Raw genomic sequence first — 16,381 nt, forward strand, 5'->3', positions numbered from 1 at the left:
GGCCGACGCCCTCCAGCACGCCGAAGACCACGACGCCCAGGACCGTCACCCCGTACACCGCCACCTCGCGGTGCTGCGTGACGCTCCGGATGTGGGTGATCTTGACCATCTGGATCCCGACGACCATCACCAGCGCGGCGAGCGCAGCCAGCGGGATCAGCTCCAGCAGGCCCACCAGGAGCCCGGTGGCGAGCAGTACCCAACAGCCGTGCAGGATAGTCGAGTTGCGGCTGACCGCTCCGGCGGCGACGTTGGCGGAGCTGCGCACGGCGACCCCGGTGATGGGCAGACCGCCGAGCGCGCCGGAGATCACGTTGCCGGCGCCCTGGCCGCGGAGCTCGCGGTCGAGGTCGGCCTTGGGGACGCGGGGGCCTCCGCCGCGCTGGCGGGCGGTCGCCAGCTTGTCCACCGCGACGGCGGAGAGCAGCGACTCGACGCTGGCCACCAGCGTCACCGTCAGTACACCGGCCAGAATGCCGAGCGCGGGACCCTCCGGGAGCTGGGGCAGTGCGTGACTGCTCCACGAGGGCAGGTCGACCCGGTCGAGCCGGAAGCCGGCGGCGAGCGCCACGACGGTCGCCAGCGTCACGGCGGCCAGTGCGGTGGGTACCGCCTTGCGGACGAGCGCGCCGTAGCGGCCGGGGAGCCGAGGCCACAGCAGCATCACGGCGATGGTGACTCCGCCGATGACGAGTGCGGCCGGGTGCGGGTTCGCCAGCTGGGACGGCAGCTCGGCGAGGTTGCTCAACACCGAGCTCTCGGGGCTGCCGCCGAGGACGATGTGCAGCTGGGCGATGGCGATGGTGACGCCGATACCGGCGAGCATGCCGTGCACGATGGCGGGGCTGACGACCAGTGCGGTCCGGGCGACGCGCAGCGCGGAGAGCGCGAGTTGGGCGAGCCCGGCGAGAACCGTGATGGCGCAGGTGGTGCGCCAGCCGTAGGCCTGGATCAGGTCGGCGGTGACCACGGTGAGGCCGGCGGCGGGGCCACTGACCTGGAGGGGCGCGCCACCGAGTCGGCCGGCGACGATGCCACCCACCGCAGCGGCGACGAGGCCCGCCTGGAGGGGCGCTCCTGTGGCCAGCGCGATACCCAGCGACAGCGGCAGGGCGACGAGGAAAACCGAGATGGAGGCCGAGAAATCGGCCCGGTGGCGGGCGAGTCCTTGGGGTGGGGCGGGGGCGCAGGCGGACATCCGTCTCCGTCCTAGGGCGGCAGGGATCGTGCACACGCAGGGTGAGGGTATGGCTACCCCCAAGCGTTGGTAAATGAAGAGTAATGGGACGTAAAGGCATGCACGAGTACGTAAGCCCTTTCGTGGGTCGCATTGCTCCCAAAGCATGAATAATCATCTGAACTGCTTGTCGTATCAGTATCTCTTCGGATTGTCGGGAGAGTTTGGGTTCGGGTCGGTTCGCGCCACGGCGGCGACCGGCCCGTCCCAGACAGACCTCACGGCGGGAGATCCCGATGACGGGCTCGGTTACCAGGCTTGCGGCGGCGGCTACCGCCCTCGCCATCACGCTCACCATGGCCGCCTGCTCCGGCGGCGCCCCGGCGGGGGACGGCCCCCAGCAGCAGAAGAAGGACGAAGGCGCGGAGCCCGAGGCCGCGCCGCAGGCCCCCCAGCTGATCGGCGACGGTTCCACCGCTTTCACGGGAGCCCAGCCCAACCAGCCGGCGATCGAGGTACTGGAGCCGGGTCAGGCCCCGCCCCAGTTCGTGGTCTTCTCGTGGGACGGCGCGGGCGAGGACGGCAACCGGCTCTTCTCGCGCTTCCGGCAGATCGCCCGGGACAACGACGCCCACATGACGTACTTCCTCTCCGGCGTCTACCTGCTGCCGGAGGACCAGCGCCATGCGTACGAACCCCCGGGCCGCTCCGCCGGCGCCTCCGACATCGGCTACCTCAAGGACGAGAACATCGCCGCGACGCTGGAGCAGCTGCGCGGCGCGTGGCTCGACGGCAGCGAGATCGGCACCCATTTCAACGGCCACTTCTGCGGACCCGGCGGTGTCGGCTCCTGGTCTCCCGAGGACTGGGTCAGCGAGACCGAGCAGGCCAAGTGGATGGTGAAGAACTGGCGCACCACGACCGGCTGGGAGGACGACGAGCCGCTGCCCTTCGACTACGAGGAGGAGCTCATCGGCGGACGCACCCCCTGCCTGGAGGGGCAGGACGCCCTGCTCGCCGCCGCCGGGGAGCTCGGACTCCGCTACGACTCCAGCGGCAACGGTACCCAGGTCTGGCCGAGCCAGCGCGAGGGCGTCTGGGACATCCCGCTCCAGGCGGTACCGATGCCGGGCCGCGCTTTCGAAACGCTCGCCATGGACTACAACTTCATGGTCAACCAGTCGGGGCCCGGCAGCGGCGACCCGTCCCGTTGGGGCGAGTGGGAGACCCAGATGCGCGAAGGGCTGCTCCAGGGCTTCCAGCGGGCCTTCGACGGCAACCGTGCGCCGCTGATCATCGGCAACCACTTCAACGGCTGGAACGGCGGCATCTACATGGACGCCATCGAGGACGTCGTGACGGACGTCTGCCCGCGTGAGGAGGTGCGCTGCGTCTCGTTCCGCCAGCTGGTCGACTGGCTGGACGCGCAGGACCCGGCCGTCCTGGAGGAACTGCGTGGACTCGGCGTCGGCGAGGCACCGGCCGGTGGCTGGGGCGCCTTCCCGGCGGGCCCGGCCCCGGCGGAGGGCGCGGAGGTCGCCGAACCCGTCCGCGAGGAGGACGCCGAGACCGGGGTCTGACCGCCCCCCCCGCGGGGGCACGGTGGGGGCGTGGCGCCGCGGCGGTCGGGGCGGCGCGCCCGCTGCGTGGTCGTCGGGAGCGGTGCCGGTCGGGTGCGGGTGGGGGCGGCGGTGCCGCTGGGAGTGGGCGCGACGGTTCGGGTACCGGCCCGGTCGCGCCGCCCCCCCGCGGTGACCGACCGGGCCGGCGGGCGTCGGCGGCGCCTCGCGTGGGTCAGCCCGAGGCCGCGTCCTCGCGCAGGACGAAGCCCGGGTCGACCTGCGCGGCGAGGTCGACACCGGTCCGCTCGTTGCCCCAGCTCGCCGCGTTGCGCAGGTGGAAGTGGACCATCTGCTGCGTGTAGCGCTCCCAGTCCCTCGCGCCGTACGCGGCGTCGGCGGCCTCGTGCACCGTCTTCAGCGCGAGCAGGTTCTCCTGCTCCAGCTCCCTGAACGGGCGGGGCCCGCCACGCTCCATGGCACGCACCCAGGGCGAGTTGCCGAAGGTGACGAGCAGGTCCTCGCCGATCTCCTCCCGGAGGAACGCCAGATCCTCGGGCCCGTGCACCTTGTTGCCGATCACGCGCAGAGCCACGTCGAAGTCCCGCGCGTAGTCGCGGTACTGGCGGTAGACGGACACGCCCTTGCGGGTCGGCTCGGCGACGAGGAAGGTCATGTCGAAGCGGGTGAACATCCCCGAGGCGAAGGAGTCGCTCCCGGCGGTCATGTCGACGACGACGTAGGCGTCCCGACCGTCCACCAGATGGTTCAGGCAGAGTTCCACGGCGCCGGTCTTGGAGTGGTAGCAGGCGACACCGAGGTCGCTCTCCGAGAAGGGGCCCGTCGCGAGCAGCCGCACCCGGCCCTCCGACTCCCCGTCGACCGCCGAGACCAACTCGACGTCGCGCGCGCACGCGTCGAAGACGGGGTTGGTGCCTTCCAGCCGCAGCAACCGGGAACCACTGCCGGGCGGGGTCGTCTTGATCATGGAGGCGGCGGACGTGATGCGAGGGTTGCTGCCTCGCAGGTGGTCCTTGATCAGCGGCAGGTGTGCTCCCAGCGGTGGCAGCGAGGCTGCGCCCTCCTCGTCGAGGCCGAGGGCGGCCCCCAAGTGCTGGTTGATGTCCGCGTCCACGGCCGTGACCGGCACGCGCTGCGAGGCGAGCGAGCGGATGAAGAGCGAGGACAGCGTGGTCTTGCCACTGCCACCCTTGCCGACGAAAGCGATCTTCATGTTCAGCAAACCTAGCCGTGGTCGTCCGCGGTGCGGTGCCGCCGCGGCCAGGACCACTCGAAGGCGGGACACCGGGCGCCACCACGGAACAGACGTGCCACCGCATAGGCTGCCGCCATGACGGCGAACACTCCCCAGAGCAGCGGTGGCGCGGCCACCTCGGGCGGCGGACGCACCCCCGGCGGTGGCGGACCGTCGTCCCGCGCCACGACCGATCCGCTGCTCCCGCTGGCGGACCTTCCCGGAGTGGCCGAGGCCGTCGCCGGCATGCGGGTGGCGGTGGACCGGGTCTACGGCCACCGGGTCATGCGGCGTCGGAGCGCCGAAGTCTCCTCGGAGGCCGCGCTCCGGGGCGCCCGCGCCTCGGCGGCGCTCGCGGGCGCCGACTGGGCGCTGGAGGAGGTGCGGCGCCGCGGCGACTTCTCTGCCGACCCGGAGGCACGGGTGATGGGCGCGGCCCTGCGGGTGTCGGCGGAGGCCGGACAGCTGCTGGACATCTGGCGCGCCTCCCCGATGCGGGTTTTGGCGCGACTTCATCTCGTCGCAGCCGGGGGTGCCCCCCTGCGGCCCGGTGCCGGGGCCGACGGCCGGTCCCACTCGTCGGGCCCTCCGGCGGTCGGGCGTCCCCGGCTCGACGGGGAGAGCGTCGTGGACGCGGAGGTGCCGGTGCTGCCTCCGCCGCCCGTCGACGAGATGGCGGCGCGGCTGGAGGCGCTCTCCCAGCTGGTGGTGGCCGGGTCCGGGGCGCCGGCGCTGGTGACCGCCGCCGTGGTCCACGGCGAGCTGATGTCGCTGCGCCCGTTCACCTCGCACAACGGTGTGGTCGCCCGGGCCGCCGAGCGGATCGTCCTCGTCGGTGGCGGACTCGACCCCAAGGGCGTCGCGCCCTGCGAGGTCGGCCACGCCGAACTGGGCGGGGCCGCGTACTGCGAGGCGCTCGGCGACTACGCCTCGGGGACTGCCACCGGTATGGCGCGGTGGATCGCGCACTGCGGTCGCGCGGCGGAGCTGGGCGCGCGCGAGTCGGTCGCGGTCTGCGAGGCGTTGCAGCGGGGCGCGGCCTGAGCCGGCGGTTCTGTCGACCGGTTCCGGCGCGTGCGCCCACGCCCGAGGTGTGCGCGATCTCCTGGCGGGGCCGGGTGAGTTCCTCCGGGTTGCGGCGTCGAGCCGAATGGGCTGACGGGTGCGGGGCGACGTGGACCGACCGGCGCGACTGCGCGGGTGCGGGGTGGGCCACGTGAGTGGCGTGGGTTCGGGGTCGGGCTCCGGGCGGTGGTGGTCATGGGCGGGCGTGGTCGTGGTCGGTCGTGGTCGTGGTCGGTCGGGTGCCTGCGCGGGAGCGTCGGCCCCGAACGGGATGGTTGAAGGGGAAAGTAAAATCTCGTCCGCCGGCTTTCTCTCGTGCGGCGCCGGGCGTACAAAGGAAGCAGAGGCTCTTCCGGGCGGTTGTCCCGAGCAGGTCACCGGTCGGAGGTACCTCGGAATCGGTACACATGGAAACCAGGTACCCACGCGTCGCCAGCCCACGATTTGGGCCAGCCGCACCAGGAAGCGGGCACAGACCCCGTCCTGATCGGTACTCATCGAGCACGCTTGATCGCCCGGTGGACATGTAGCCGGCGGCGACGCGGCCCTTGGCGGCGTCGCCGCTTTTCTGCCGGTGCCGGCACCGGCGTCCGTGCCCGTGTGGGGACGTACGAGGGCCTGTCGGCGTCCCGTAGCCGTCGGCGTGCGGGCCGGGCCGCCGTGATTCGCCCGCCCGCCACCGAGGCACCGGGGGCCTGCCCGGACGCCGACGTCGGGGGATGATCCGACACCCGACTCACCCCGCCGTCGGGACCCCGCGAAGAGCCGGACGCCCCGTCAAGCGCGGTCCATCGCCCCGGACGCCGCCACACGGTCCGGAATCGCCCTCCGCCGCCCGCCGTCGTGAATCTCAGCGGTGGCGCCGTCCGCCCGGCGTCCTGCCCACGCGGCTGCGGCGCCCCACGTACCAGACCACGCCGCCCGCCACCGCCGCGGCGGTGAGGAGCACCCCCGCCGTCACGGCGGGCCGTGGAGCCGACAGCCGCTTCTTCAGTCGGACCGGGCGGTTGAAGTTGAGCACGGGCCATTCCCGCGCCACCGCCTCGCGGCGCAGGGAACGGCCCGGGTTGACCGCGTGCGGGTGCCCGACGGCCTCCAGCATCGGGATGTCCGTGGCCGAGTCGCTGTACGCGTAGCAGCGCTCCAGGTCGTAGCCCTCGGAGTCCGCGAGTTCACGGACGGCCTCCGCCTTCGCCGGCCCGTAGGCGTAGTAGGCGACCTCGCCGGTGTACCGGCCCTCCTCCACGACCATGCGCGTCGCGACCACCCGGTCGGCCCCGAGCAGCCGTCCGATCGGCTCGACCACCTCCGACCCGGAGGTGCTGACGATGACCACGTCCCGCCCCGCTGCGTGGTGCCGCTCGATGAGCGACGCCGCCTCGTCGTAGATGATCGGGTCGATGACCTGGTGCAGCGTCTCCGCGACGATCTCCTGCACCTGTCGGACGTTCCACCCCTTGCACAGCTCCGACAGGTAGTGGCGCATCCGTTCGACCTGCTCGTGGTCGGCGCCGCCGACCATGTACACGAACTGCGCGTAGGCACTGCGCAGCACGGCTCGGCGGTTCATCAGGCCGCCCTGGTAGAAGGACCTACCGAACGTGAGGGTGCTCGACTTCGCGATGACGGTCTTGTCGAGGTCGAAGAACGCGGCGGTACGTGGCTGCGGCAGATTTTCCACGTGGTCGAGCATAAACGCCCACCATTCGGCGTAGGCGGCGGCGCGTGGGTTTGCCTGGGAGGGCTCTCGGGTACACCATGGAAGTCACGGATCGTTCGCGACCGTGCTATCCCGGTCCGGCTCATCCCCCCCCGAGTCGGTCCGTGGAAGACGACCCCCGCTCTCCCCCCCGGCGGGGGTCGTCGCATGTCCGGACGCGGTCGCCTCTCGCTGAGCCCTGCGCGACCGGCTCGTCCGCCGTCCGGGCTCGCGGTGCGGTCCCCGGGTGGCGGTGCTCGACGCCCTCCGTGCGACCCGCGGTCGTCCTCCGCTGTGCGGGACCTGCGGCCGTCGGATTTCCGAGTCGGCCGGTTCCTCGTGTCGTTGTGCGGCGGGCCCAATGCCCTTTCGTCCGTGGGCCGGTGGGCGGCTTCTTGTCGGCTCCTACCGATAGTGGGCGGTCTTTTCGCCTGTGGGGAGGGGTGTGCGGTGAGATCACCCGTTCGTGTGTCGAAGTTATCCACATCTTCCGCGTTATCCACAGATTCTGCTCAAGATCATCGCGATTCGTCGAATTCCGCCACGGTGGCGTCCGAGCCGTCGACCACGTCGGCCCGGACGAACCACGGAGGAACCCGATGACCTCACCCCCGCCGGTGCTCGTGCTCACCGAGGACGAAGCCCTGCTGGACGACCTGCTCCGCCTCTGTGCGGCGGCCAACGCACCGGCCGAGGTGGTCCACGGCCACGAACCCGCCGCCACCGCCTGGACCACCGCCCGCCTCGTCCTCGTCGGCGACGACTGGGCACTCGCGCGGGAACAGCCACCGGTACGACGCCCCGGCGTCGTCCTCGTCGGCCACAACCTCGACGACCACACCATCTGGCAGCGCGGTGTCGCCATCGGCGCGGAGGCGGTGCTGCACCTCCCCGACGCGGAGAAGGTCCTGGCCGACCGCATCGCCGACGCCGTCGAGACCGCCGGCGACCCGGCCCTGACGATCGGTGTCATCCCCGGCCGAGGTGGCGCGGGCGCCTCCACCCTCGCCGCCGCGCTCGCTCTCGCCGCCGCCCGGGCCGGACACCCCACGACCCTCGTCGACGGCGACCCCGGCAGCGGGGGCATCGATCTGCTCCTGGGCGCCGAGCGGACCGACGGGCCGCGCTGGCCCGACTTCGTCACCACCCGCGGCCGGATGTCCTGGGCGGCTGTCGCCGAGGCCCTGCCACGGGTGCACGGCGTCAGCATGCTCAGCTGGACACGCGCGGCCGGACGCCACCCCACCGGGGAGGCCATGGCCTCCGTCCTCGCCGCTGCACGCCGAGGGGGAGGTGCCGTCGTCGTGGACCTGCCCCGCGGCACGGACGAGGCCACGACCACCGCGCTCTCCCGGCTCGACCTCGGCCTGCTCGTCGTCCCCGGCGACCTCCGCTCGGTGGCCGCCGCCCGCATCACCGCGACCACCGCGGGCCGACTCGTGCGTGACCTCCGGCTCGTCGTCCGCCCCGGCGCCGCCCTACCCGCGACGGAGGTCTCCCGGCTCCTCGGCCTGCCGCTCGCCGGAGAGATCCCCGACCAGCGCCGTCTCTGCCCGGCCGCGGACGCGGGCGAACCACCCGGTCGTGACGCGACGGCACCGTTCGGCAGGTTCTGCGAGGCGCTCGTCCACCGCACGCTTCCCGCCCCCGCCGGCCGGGCCGGGAACCCGTCCGCGCCCCGAGCGGCCAGGAGCGGGGAAGCCGGCCCCGCCGCCGCGCCCGCCCCCTTCCTTCCCACCCAGCGGCGGCGCGCATGACCACCATCGGGCACCCCGCGAACCTCCTGGAGAAGGTCCGTTCCCAGCTCGCCGAACACGGCGACGAACCCACCCCCTACCGCGTCGCCGCCGTCCTCCGGGAGCAGAGCCGGCTCCTGGGCGACCACGCCGTGCTCACCGAGGCCCGCGACCTGCGCTCCGAACTCGTCGGAGCCGGCCCGCTGCAACCCCTCCTCGCCGAGGAGAACGTCACCGACGTCCTCGTCAACGGGCCCGACTCCGTGTGGGTCGACCGCGGGGACGGCCTGCGCCGGGCCGGTGTCAGGTTTCGCGACACCATGGCCGTCCGCCGCCTCGCCCAACGCCTCGCCGCAACCGCCGGAAGGCGGCTGGACGACGCACGGCCGTGGGTGGACGCCCGACTCCCCGACGGCACCCGCATGCACGCCGTCCTGCCGCCGCTGGCCGTCGGCTCTCCCTGCCTCTCGCTCCGGGTCGTCCGCCCCCGCCCGCTGACGCTCGACGAGCTCACCGCAGCGGGCACGCTCCCGCCGGGAGGCGCCGACCTCCTGCGCCGGCTGGTGGAGGCCCGGCTCTCCTACCTGGTGACCGGCGGCACCGGCAGCGGCAAGAGCACCCTGCTGGCGACGCTCCTCGGCCTGGTGCCCCCGGACGAGCGCATCGTGCTCGTCGAGGACTCCGCGGAGCTACGGCCCACACACCCCCACGTCGTCAGCCTGGAGACGCGCCCCGCCAACCAGGAGGGCGCGGGCGGTATCGCCCTCGACGAACTGCTCCGCCAGGCGTTGCGCATGCGGCCGGACCGGCTCGTGGTCGGCGAGGTCCGCGGACCGGAGGCGGTCACCCTCCTCACCGCTCTCAACACCGGGCACGACGGTGGCTGCGGCACCCTCCACGCCGGCGCAGCCCGCGACCTCCCCGCGCGACTCGAAGCCCTGGGCGCCATGGCGGGACTGCCTCGCGCCGCACTCCACAGCCAACTGGCGGCGGCCCTCTCCGTGGTGCTCCACCTGGTCCGAGTGCGCGGCAGGCGCCGTCTCGCCGAGATGCACGTCCTGGAGCGCGACCCCGACGGACTGGTGCGCACCGTGCCCGCCCTGCGGTGGACGGAACAAGGCTTTCTGCGGGAACGTGGCTGGGACGCCCTGGGGCGGGTGCTGTGAGCCAACTCCCCCACGCCCACGCGCTCGCCGTCGTCCTCTGCGGAGCCGGCGCCCGGATGGCCCTGTCCAGCCGACCGACACACCGTCGAGTCCGGGCGGTACTGCGACCGCACGCTGCCGGAACGGAGCCGGGCCTCGCGGCGCCGCCGAAGCTCACCGCCGCGCCGTTCGGCAGCACGACAGGCCACGGCTCCTCGCGAACGGGACCACCGGCCCTCCGGGCCCTCCTGCGGAACCCACCCGCCAGAGGAGCGGTGGCCTGCCTGATCGGCGGTGTCGTCACCTCCTTCTGGGGCAGTTCCCCGATCCCCCTCGTGGCCGCGCTCGTCGCGGCTCCACTCGTCGCCCGCAGGCTGCTGCGCCGCCGTCAGCGCCAACTCGCCGACCGGCGGAGCGAGGCGGTCATCGCCTTCTGCTCGTCGCTGGCAGCCGAGACACGCGCCGGCCACCGACCGGAGAGCGCGCTGCGCGAGGCGGGCCCCGCGTGCCTCGGCCCGGCCGCTGCGGAGGTCTCCGAGGCAGCGCGCACCGGCGGTGACGTCGCGGCGGCGCTGCGCCGGACGGCGCTTCTTCCCGGTGCCGCGGGCCTCGCCGGGGTGGCCGCCTGCTGGCAGGTCGCCACCGACGGCGGCGCCTCCCTGGCGACCGGCCTCGACCGGGTCGCCCACGCGTTGCGGACGGACCGCGACACCCGCGAGGACCTCCGAGCCCAACTCGCGGGGCCTCGGACCACCGTCGTCGTCCTGGCCTGCCTGCCCGCGGCGGGGCTCCTCCTCGGCACCGCGCTCGGTGCCGCCCCGCTCTCCGTCCTGCTGAACGACCCGGCGGGCCTGGCCTGTCTGCTGATCGGCGGCGCGCTGGAGGTCGCCGGACTGCTGTGGACCTCGGGCATCGTCCGCGCCGCCGAACGGAGCGCGGCATGACACCGGCCCACCGCACACGACCGCTCCGCTCCCGACGCCCGCCCCCCACGGCCACCGCTCCGGTGCCCTCCAGCGCCGGGTGTCCACCCCGCGCCGAGCCTGGTCCGGCCCGGTGCACCGGCAGTCAGGAGCAGCGATGACCACCACCCTCGTGCTGCTCATGTTCGCCTCGGTCGCGCTCGCCGTCGGCGTCCTGCTCCTGCCGCCTAGAGGCCGGCGCCTCAGCCGCGCCCGAGCCGGTGCACTCAGCCAACTGCCGGCGGCACCGCCGAAGCGGGAGGGTGGGGCGGTGATGAGCCGTGTCGGAGCGGCCCTGAAGGGCGAGGGACGGCCCGAAGCTGCGGATCCCACGCTTCCGCTGGCGGCCGACCTGCTCGCAGCCTGCCTCGCGGCCGGTGCGACGCCGGCCGGAGCCGCCGCGGCGGTGGGCGAGGCGGTCGAGGGCGAGTTCGCGACCGCGCTGCGGCGTTGTGCTCGTGAGATCCGGCTCGGTGGCGACCCCGCGAGCGTCTGGCAGCGGCTGGGCCGCTCGCCAGGGGCCCGGACCCTCGCCAGACGGCTGGAGCTCGCCGACACCGGCGGTGCCGGAGCCGTCGAGGCCGTCGCGACCACCGCGGCCGAACAGCGTCGCGCACAGGCCCGCGCGGGGCAGGCCGGTGCCCGGAGAGCGGCGGTCCTGGTCACCGGCCCGCTCGGCCTCTGCTTCCTGCCGGCCTTCCTCTTCATCGGCGTCGCGCCCGTCGTGATCGGACTCGCCGCCGAGCTCCTCTGAGCATCCGCGCCTCCACCGCGAGGCGTCGTTCCCCGTGACTCGGCCTCCACACCCCGCCCCACCGGCGCCTCTTGTCCAGCCACCTCGTCGCACCCGCCGAGCTCCGCACCGACACGGCGAACGGGTCGTCGACACCGTCCGCACCGCGTACATCCGACGGACCGACACGGCCGTCGGGGAGAACTCGTGCCCCCACGCGCCCCGGGCCGACCACGGCACCGGACCCCCTCTCAACGAAGGAGCATCACCGTGAACAAGCACCGGCTCTGTGCAGTCCGCACCCTCCCGCACCGCGCCCGCACCCGGCTCGCCCGGCCTCCCCGGCTGCCTCGAGACGCCGGCATGAGCACCGCCGAGTACGCCATCGGGACGGTCGCCGCAGCCGGCCTCGCGGCGGTGCTCTACCAGGTCGTCACCTCCGACACCGTCTCCTCGGCGCTCCGCGGCCTCGTGGAACGAGCCCTCGATGCTCCGCTGTGACGGCGTGGCGGAAGCTGGGCCTCCCCGTGCCGTCCGCCGCGGCGACCGCGGCTTCGTCACCGCGGAGGCCGCCCTTGCCGTACCTGCGATCGTCGCGGTCCTCGCCATGCTGCTGTGGGGAGTGGGAGTCGGGCTCGCCCGCCAGGAGTGCGCCGACGCCGCGCGCGGCGGAGCGCGTGCCCTCGCCCGGGGGGAGACGCCGGAAGCGGCCCGGGAACTCGCTCTGGCGATCGCGCCCCGCGGGGCGGAGGTCGAGTTCTCCCACGACGGGGAGCTCCATCGGGTGGTGGTGGCCGCACGGTCGCCGGGCCCCGACGGACTGGCGCTCACCGTCGCCGCACGCGCCAGCGCACATGTGGAACCGACGTGAGCCGCGCCAGGGGTGCCCGGTCCACGAGGACGCCCGGCGGCCACTCGACCGGGGCGCCGTGGCCACCGCGGTCGGCCGCAGCCGTGGGCGTCCGGCCCCCGCCGTGGTCGGCGACGGGCGGACCGCCGCCTTCGCGCCCTTCACGACGTCCTGCCCCGCCGTCGGGCTCCGGCAGCAGCTGCCCCACCGGACCGTCGGCCGCGACCGGGGATCGGCGACGGTGGTGGCGGTGGCTTGTGCCGGTGTCCTGGTCATGGTGGCCACCGCCGTGCTGGCGGTCGTCGCGGTCGCCGACACGCGTCAACGAGCCGCGCTCGCAGCCGACCTGGCTGCTCTCGCCGCTGCCGACCGGGCTCTGCTGGGGCCCGGACCGGCGTGTGACTCGGCGGCTGCGGTCGCCGAGGCGAACGGTGCCAGGCTGGCGAGGTGCGACGTGGCGGCGAGCGGCATCGCCGACCTCACGGTGGTGGTGTCCGCCGCTCCTCGGAACGTCCCGCTCACGGTGTCGGCACGATCCCGCGCAGGACCACCGTGAGAAGCCGTACGGCACCACGCTTGTGGAGCGGGTCGTTGCCGTTGCCGCACTTCGGCGACTGCACGCACGAGGGACAGCCGGCCTCGCACTCGCAGGCCGCGATCGCGTCCCGCGTCGCGGTCAGCCACTCCCTGGCCGCGTGGTAGCCGCGCTCGGCGAACCCGGCGCCGCCCGGGTGCCCGTCGTGCACGAAGACCGTCGGCAGCAGGGTGTCGGGATGCAGCGCCGTCGAGACGCCACCGATGTCCCAGCGGTCACAGGTCGCGAACAGCGGCAGCATCCCGATCGCCGCGTGCTCGGCGGCGTGGAGGGCGCCGGGGAGGATCTCCGGCGTCAGTCGCGCCTCGTCGATCTGGTCCTCGGTCAGCGTCCACCAGACAGCGCGGGTGCGCAGCACCCGCGGGGGCATGTCGAGTCTGATCTCACCGAGGATCTCCCCGGTGACGGGGCGTCGTCGGAGGTAGGACACGACCTGGTTGGTCACCTCCACCGAACCGAGGTACATCCGACTCGCGCCCCACTGCTCCGTGAGGTCGGTGTCGAGGACAGCGATCTCACTGGTGTCGCGGGCCGAGGTCGTCCACGGTGGCGCCGCGGCCTCGACCAGCGCGGTGTGGTTCCCGAGGTCCAGGCTCCGCACCACGAAACTGCTTCCGCGATGGAGATGCACGGCGCCCTCGTGCATGGTGGTGTGCGCCGCGGCCGTGTCCACCGTTCCCAGCAGCCGGCCGGTCGACTCCTCGACCACCTGCACCTGCGGGCCGCCCTCGCCGCGGATGTCGGCCAGGTCGCTGGGCCGGTCCCGCCGTGTCCAGTACCAGGCGGCGCCCCGGCGCCGGAGCAGGCCGCGGGCGGCCAGTTTGGGGGTCAGCTCCCGTGCGGAGGCGTCAAACACCGAGAAGTCGTGCTCGGTCAGCGGCAGTTCGTCGGCCGCGGCGCACAGGTGCGGAGCGAGGACGTAGGGGTTGCCCGGGTCCAGCACCGTGGCCTCCACCGGGCGGCGGAACAGCGCCTCGGGGTGGTGCACGAGGTAGGTGTCGAGAGGGTCGTCGCGGGCGACCATGACCGCCAGTGCCCCTTCGCCGCCCCGCCCGGCGCGCCCCGCCTGCTGCCACAGGGAGGCCCGGGTTCCGGGAAAGCCGGCGATCAGCACGGCGTCCAGGCCAGCGACGTCCACGCCCAGTTCCAGCGCGTTCGTCGCCGCGAGGCCGAGCAAATCGCCGCTGTGCAGCGCACGTTCCAGAGACCTTCGTTCCTCCGGGAGGTAACCGCCGCGGTAGGACGACACGGCTTCGCCGCGGCGACGGTCCAGCCGCTCCCGGGCGATCAGCGCGATCAGCTCGGCGGCTCGGCGGGAGCGGACGAACGCGACGGTGCGGGCCTCCTCGTTGACCAGGTCGCAGAGCAGGTCGGCGGCCTCGGCGGTCGCGGACCGCCGCACCGGGGCACCGCGCTCGCCTCTCGCCTCGGTCAGGGGAGGTTCCCACAGCGCGAAGGCGAGTTCGCCGCGGGGCGAGCCGTCCTCGGTGACGGGGTGGACGTCCACCCCGGTGAGCCGGGAGGCTCCCTCGCCCGGTTCCGCCGCGGTCGCCGACGCCAGCAGGAACACCGGCTGCGCACCGTAGTGCGCGCAGAGCCGCCGCAACCGACGGAGGACCTGCGCGACGTGGGAACCGAACACCCCCCGGTAGACATGGCTCTCGTCGATGACCACGTAGCGCAGTCCGCGGAGGAAGGAGGCCCACCGCCGGTGGCCCGGCAGCAGCCCGCGGTGCAGCATGTCCGGGTTGGTGAGCAGCAGGTTGGCGTAGCGCCGGGCCCAGGCACGCGCCTCGGCGGGGGTGTCACCGTCGTACACGGCGTGCCGGACCGCCGTGCCCAGCGGCGCGGCCAACCGCTTCACCGCGCGTGCCTGGTCCGCGGCGAGCGCCTTGGTGGGCGCAAGGTAGAGGGCGGTGGGTGCCCGCCCCTCGAGCGCCGGACCGAGCAGGGCGTGCAGGACCGGCGCGAGATAGCTGAGGGACTTGCCCGAGGCGGTGCCGGTGGCGACGATGACCGACTCCCCGCCGAGCGCCCGCCCCACTGCCTCGGCCTGGTGGCTGTAGGGTCGGTCGACGCCCAGCTCCCGAACGGCGGCGACGACGTCGGGGTGAAGCTCGTGGGGCCAGGGGGAATAACGTGCCGCTCGAGCGGGCAAGTGCTCCGTGTGGGTGACACGACCGGAGCGGTCGCCCGCTGATTCGAGGCGCGCCAGCAGGGCCCGGGGTGTATGACGGGCCGTTGGGGGGTCCGGGGTCGGCGGGGCCGGTTCGTACTGCATCGACATCGAGTCTGTCACCGGTCCGGCGGACAATGACCATAAGTCGTCGTCCCCGGCCCCGTGTAAATGATTGAATGCACTGGCGGCAATCGGTTCGCCGCTCCGCCGAGGGGTGGGGGCGTCCCGGGGCAACCGCCCATGAGCAAGGTGCTGGAGGATCTGTGGACCTGTCCCTGTCGACTCGTACCGTCGGCGACCGCACCGTCGTCGAGGTTGGCGGCGAAATTGACGTCTACACCGCTCCGAAGCTGCGTGAGCAGCTCGTGGAGCTGGTGAACGAGGGCAACCACCACTTGGTGGTGGACATGGAGCGTGTCGACTTCCTCGACTCCACCGGACTGGGTGTGCTGGTCGGTGGCTTGAAGCGTGTCCGGGCTCAGGAGGGTTCGCTGCGACTGGTCTGCAACCAGGAGCGCATCCTCAAGATCTTCCGGATCACGGGTCTGACCAAGGTCTTCCCGATCCATGACTCGGTCGACGAGGCCGTCGCGGCCTCCGACTGATCGGTGTGACCGGCCTCAGGGCCGGTGCGGGCGGACTCGCGCGGTCATTGTCACCGCGCGGGTCCCTCTGCCCGTGCGTCTCCGTAAGCCAACCGAATCACACCAATCACCGTGCTCCCCGCTCGTGGTCGGCGCACCAGCCGGTCGGGGCGCCGTGCGGTGACGAGGGGGACAGCAATGGCCACCGTCGATCTGCGCTTCAGCGCGTCGCCCGAGCACGTTCGCACCGCTCGGCTGGTAGCCGCTGCCGTGGCACGTCGGGCCGGTGTCGACGAGTCGGTGCTCGACGAGCTCCGACTCGCCGTGGGTGAGGCCTGCACGAGGGCCGTCGGACTGCACAAGCTGCACGGCCTCCAGACCCCGGTGCGGGTCAGTCTCACCGAGGGGGAGAAGACCTTCTCCATCGAGGTCGGCGACGACGCACCGGGCTCGGTCCCGCAGCACCGCGACGGCGAGGACGACACCGGTGAGGAGACGGACGAGCTCGGGCTCGCCGTCATCAGCGGCCTCGTGGACGATTTCGAGGTGGCGGCGGATGCGGAGGGTGGCCGCATCCGGATGAGCTGGCCGGCTGCGACCGCCGTGTGACACCACCGCTGGACCCGCTCCGTCAGCCCCTTGCCGCCGAAGGTTCTCGGCGACAGGGGCTGACGTGTCTCTCGGCGCCGGTTTCCCGCCGTTCGGCTCTCACGCCGGGCCGGCGGCCCGCCCCCGTCCGCGCGGCGGCTGCTTGGCAGCGGGCCGCCTGTGGCTCCGAGCCCGCCCGGCCGCGGCGCTCAGCGCTCCGCTCGGAGACCGCCGTGGCGGACCCGGTGCAGGCC

At 73.5% G+C, this 16,381-nt stretch carries 15 protein-coding genes; 11 read left to right on the forward strand and 4 right to left on the reverse strand.

What is annotated here, in order from left to right; genetic code table 11:
- Positions 1-1,198, reverse strand: a 1,198-nt coding sequence (locus HCJ92_RS14345; protein WP_167933972.1) for a SulP family inorganic anion transporter, incomplete at its 3' end; no start/stop codon positions are given.
- Positions 1,199-1,473: 275 nt separating this feature from the next.
- Here HCJ92_RS14345 and HCJ92_RS14350 point away from each other — a divergent pair.
- Positions 1,474-2,757 (forward strand): polysaccharide deacetylase family protein, encoded by a 1,284-nt coding sequence (locus HCJ92_RS14350; protein WP_167933973.1) that lies wholly within the window; start codon positions 1,474-1,476, stop codon positions 2,755-2,757.
- 214 nt (positions 2,758-2,971) lie between these two features.
- On the opposite strand, the gene HCJ92_RS14355 is transcribed toward HCJ92_RS14350, so the two are convergent.
- Positions 2,972-3,970, reverse strand: a complete 999-nt coding sequence (locus HCJ92_RS14355; RefSeq protein ID WP_167933974.1) for an ATP-binding protein — start codon at positions 3,968-3,970, stop codon at positions 2,972-2,974.
- Positions 3,971-4,087: 117 nt separating this feature from the next.
- On the opposite strand from HCJ92_RS14355, the gene HCJ92_RS14360 reads away from it, so the two are divergent.
- Positions 4,088-5,035 (forward strand): Fic family protein, encoded by a 948-nt coding sequence (locus tag HCJ92_RS14360; protein WP_245240875.1) that lies wholly within the window; start codon positions 4,088-4,090, stop codon positions 5,033-5,035.
- Positions 5,036-5,906: 871 nt separating this feature from the next.
- Here HCJ92_RS14360 and HCJ92_RS14365 read toward each other — a convergent pair.
- Complete coding sequence (locus HCJ92_RS14365; protein ID WP_167933975.1) at positions 5,907-6,749, reverse strand: HAD family hydrolase; 843 nt, start codon at positions 6,747-6,749, stop codon at positions 5,907-5,909.
- A 605-nt stretch (positions 6,750-7,354) separates the two neighbouring features.
- On the opposite strand from HCJ92_RS14365, the gene ssd reads away from it, so the two are divergent.
- From ssd to HCJ92_RS25620, 7 genes are all read left to right on the forward strand, one after another.
- Entirely contained in the window at positions 7,355-8,512 is a 1,158-nt protein-coding gene (gene ssd, locus HCJ92_RS14370; protein WP_167933976.1) for a septum site-determining protein Ssd, read from the forward strand.
- On the forward strand, positions 8,509-9,657 hold the full coding sequence (locus HCJ92_RS14375; RefSeq protein WP_167933977.1) for a TadA family conjugal transfer-associated ATPase: 1,149 nt from the start codon (positions 8,509-8,511) through the stop codon (positions 9,655-9,657). Before ssd ends, HCJ92_RS14375 begins: the two co-directional genes overlap by 4 nt.
- A 254-nt stretch (positions 9,658-9,911) precedes the next feature.
- Entirely contained in the window at positions 9,912-10,580 is a 669-nt protein-coding gene (locus HCJ92_RS14380; RefSeq protein ID WP_338054183.1) for a type II secretion system F family protein, read from the forward strand.
- 136 nt (positions 10,581-10,716) lie between these two features.
- Positions 10,717-11,352, forward strand: a complete 636-nt coding sequence (locus HCJ92_RS14385; RefSeq protein ID WP_245240876.1) for a type II secretion system F family protein — start codon at positions 10,717-10,719, stop codon at positions 11,350-11,352.
- Between the two features lie 249 nt (positions 11,353-11,601).
- Positions 11,602-11,832 carry a DUF4244 domain-containing protein gene (locus tag HCJ92_RS14390; protein WP_420824711.1) on the forward strand — a complete coding sequence of 77 codons (231 nt, stop codon included), beginning with the start codon at positions 11,602-11,604 and terminating at the stop codon, positions 11,830-11,832.
- Positions 11,819-12,202 carry a TadE family type IV pilus minor pilin gene (locus tag HCJ92_RS14395; RefSeq protein WP_167933978.1) on the forward strand — a complete coding sequence of 128 codons (384 nt, stop codon included), beginning with the start codon at positions 11,819-11,821 and terminating at the stop codon, positions 12,200-12,202. Before HCJ92_RS14390 ends, HCJ92_RS14395 begins: the two co-directional genes overlap by 14 nt.
- 58 nt (positions 12,203-12,260) lie before the next feature.
- Positions 12,261-12,737 (forward strand): Rv3654c family TadE-like protein, encoded by a 477-nt coding sequence (locus tag HCJ92_RS25620; protein WP_338054184.1) that lies wholly within the window; start codon positions 12,261-12,263, stop codon positions 12,735-12,737.
- On the opposite strand, the gene HCJ92_RS14405 is transcribed toward HCJ92_RS25620, so the two are convergent.
- Positions 12,700-15,063, reverse strand: coding sequence for a DEAD/DEAH box helicase (locus tag HCJ92_RS14405; RefSeq protein ID WP_167933985.1), 2,364 nt, complete (start codon positions 15,061-15,063; stop codon positions 12,700-12,702). The genes HCJ92_RS25620 and HCJ92_RS14405 overlap by 38 nt on opposite strands.
- Positions 15,064-15,218: 155 nt before the next feature.
- On the opposite strand from HCJ92_RS14405, the gene HCJ92_RS14410 reads away from it, so the two are divergent.
- Together HCJ92_RS14410 and HCJ92_RS14415 are read left to right on the forward strand one after the other, a co-directional pair.
- Positions 15,219-15,560: an STAS domain-containing protein gene (locus HCJ92_RS14410; RefSeq protein WP_167933979.1), complete on the forward strand. Its 342-nt coding sequence runs from the start codon at positions 15,219-15,221 to the stop codon at positions 15,558-15,560.
- Positions 15,561-15,737: 177 nt separating this feature from the next.
- Positions 15,738-16,148 carry an ATP-binding protein gene (locus HCJ92_RS14415; protein ID WP_167933980.1) on the forward strand — a complete coding sequence of 137 codons (411 nt, stop codon included), beginning with the start codon at positions 15,738-15,740 and terminating at the stop codon, positions 16,146-16,148.
- The last annotated feature ends 233 nt before the right edge of the window (positions 16,149-16,381 follow it).

It is taken from the genome of Streptomyces spiramenti (assembly GCF_012034385.1).
In the GTDB taxonomy this organism is placed as follows: domain Bacteria; phylum Actinomycetota; class Actinomycetes; order Streptomycetales; family Streptomycetaceae; genus Streptomyces; species Streptomyces spiramenti.

Coding starts and splice junctions, on each gene's coding strand:
- HCJ92_RS14350 (WP_167933973.1), top strand. CDS start 1,474: ATGACGGGCTCGGTTACCAGGCTTGCGGCGGCGGCTACCGCCCTCGCC.
- HCJ92_RS14355 (WP_167933974.1), bottom strand. CDS start 3,970: ATGAAGATCGCTTTCGTCGGCAAGGGTGGCAGTGGCAAGACCACGCTG.
- HCJ92_RS14360 (WP_245240875.1), top strand. CDS start 4,088: ATGACGGCGAACACTCCCCAGAGCAGCGGTGGCGCGGCCACCTCGGGC.
- HCJ92_RS14365 (WP_167933975.1), bottom strand. CDS start 6,749: ATGCTCGACCACGTGGAAAATCTGCCGCAGCCACGTACCGCCGCGTTC.
- ssd (WP_167933976.1), top strand. CDS start 7,355: ATGACCTCACCCCCGCCGGTGCTCGTGCTCACCGAGGACGAAGCCCTG.
- HCJ92_RS14375 (WP_167933977.1), top strand. CDS start 8,509: ATGACCACCATCGGGCACCCCGCGAACCTCCTGGAGAAGGTCCGTTCC.
- HCJ92_RS14385 (WP_245240876.1), top strand. CDS start 10,717: ATGACCACCACCCTCGTGCTGCTCATGTTCGCCTCGGTCGCGCTCGCC.
- HCJ92_RS14395 (WP_167933978.1), top strand. CDS start 11,819: ATGCTCCGCTGTGACGGCGTGGCGGAAGCTGGGCCTCCCCGTGCCGTC.
- HCJ92_RS14405 (WP_167933985.1), bottom strand. CDS start 15,063: ATGTCGATGCAGTACGAACCGGCCCCGCCGACCCCGGACCCCCCAACG.
- HCJ92_RS14415 (WP_167933980.1), top strand. CDS start 15,738: ATGGCCACCGTCGATCTGCGCTTCAGCGCGTCGCCCGAGCACGTTCGC.